Source organism: Xanthomonas sp. 3075 (assembly GCF_014197275.1).
GTDB lineage: Bacteria > Pseudomonadota > Gammaproteobacteria > Xanthomonadales > Xanthomonadaceae > Xanthomonas > Xanthomonas campestris_B.
The window spans coordinates 1-1,577 of the sequence record NZ_JACIFI010000052.1 but is presented as its reverse complement, the minus strand read 5'-3'; the positions used below and the strand labels follow the sequence as shown (position 1 = coordinate 1,577).

1 protein-coding gene is annotated in these 1,577 nt (G+C 55.8%); it reads left to right on the top strand.

Features of this window, described 5'->3' with window-relative positions; translation table 11 throughout:
* Nucleotides 1-1,022: 1,022 nt before the first annotated feature.
* Complete coding sequence (locus tag GGR62_RS20865) at nucleotides 1,023-1,442, top strand: hypothetical protein (RefSeq protein ID WP_260306369.1); 420 nt, start codon at nucleotides 1,023-1,025, stop codon at nucleotides 1,440-1,442.
* The last annotated feature ends 135 nt before the right edge of the window (nucleotides 1,443-1,577 follow it).

Genomic DNA, 1,577 nt, shown 5'->3' with positions numbered 1-1,577 from the left:
GCGGCATGACACCGGCTGCGTATGCCCAACATCTGGCAAACACCGATATCATCAGCCCTGGACTCTAAACCAGGCCGCTACTCAGGGCGGGGGGACGTCGAAGGGCGAACACCTAGTCATTTCTGACGGCGAGTCAGTCAGGCAATATCGTAGGTGTAAGTGATCGAGCTAGGTTGGTTTGATCAAGGAGAACCATCATGTCGGATGGGAATAAAAGCGCAGATTTTTAAACGCTCTGCTCGCTCCAAGGCCTTACGCGGCTGCCTGTGCTAACGGTCGATTTCAGTATGATTTTATTCGTACGCAAAGAATTCTTATGACAATAAAGTCTGTTGGCTGCGTGGCGCTTGCGCTCTTCTTCATCACAGGATGTACGGTGGTATCCGCGGGCGCGGACATGAGCGCTCCGTCCGGCGACTCGCTTTGTGAGCAGTCCCGTGGTTGGGGGGGCGCAGGTTCGACGCAAGCCGTACAAGTCAATCCACAGGTCTCCGAAGATGATAGCGGGCGTTCTTATCGCTTTGATCTTGGCGGTCGAGGCGGGTTGAAGCGCTTGGACGCTAGCTGTGGGTGGGGCTCATATGCGGAATGTGGCTTTGAGGCAGTCCGGTCCGATGGAGCAAGCTATCGCTTCTCAGAGATGTCCACGTTTGGCCTCTGGGAGACGCAACAAGGGTTGTATCTTGTTTACCGTATCGTCGCGCCGAAGGAAAAGGCCGCAGAAGGAAAGCGGAGAGTCGTGAGGGTGGGTAATCCGCCTGCAGAGATCTGCAATCAGATCGGAGACTACTCAAATTTGATGTAGTTGCCCGATCAGGATGTCAACGACTTGCTCAGTTGCCTGGGTCCGGAATTTATCAGGAGGGCAGGTCGCTACTCCTGCCAAGATGCGCGTGGATTGCGCTTCTGGTTAAACATCGCTCTACCGCGGGAATGGGCCGCGCCGTATGTCATTCGCTATCTTCCGTTCTTACGTTTCGGCATCGGTCGCAGTGGTCGTTGCCACCTTTGCAGGATGCGCCATGACCGAGCCGCCGATCTCAAAAGAACAGTTCTCTGAGCATGTTGTGGCGCTGCTGGCCGGCAAGGACTCGGCGGTGGTCGAAGCCGGCAAGCTGACCGATTTCCCTTGGAAGACGCTGTGCTTCGAGCGCGATGACAGCCTGTTGCTGAAGTTCGATCGCGACGGAGAGACATCCGTGCTGTCGTTGCCCTATGAAGAGTTCTTCGTGGATGAGGCACATGTGAGCAATTCCCTGGAGGACAGCTGTGTCACGCCATCCGATCGCATCCTGATCAAGAAGAAGTCTCCGGGCTATCAAGGGCCTGTCGAGTTTCAACGGGTAGCGCGCGCAGTTGGGTTGAGTCGCGGTCGAATCTGGGAGTCTGTGCAAGCCAGGCATGCGGTTGCGCAGGAGTATATTGGCATCGGGACAAGCTGAGCGGCGCACCACGTGTGGCTGGTCGAATTTGGTATTGAATGCTCTAGGGATGGTCTGATCAACGGCATCGGAGGATGAGCCTAACCACATCGACCAGGCTGACGGCGCTCAGATCCTCGATTTTTTTGCCGTTTC

What these genes read in the sequence shown, in the direction of transcription:
- GGR62_RS20865 (WP_260306369.1), top strand. Translation starts at nt 1,023, where the DNA reads ATGACCGAGCCGCCGATCTCAAAAGAACAGTTCTCTGAGCATGTTGTG.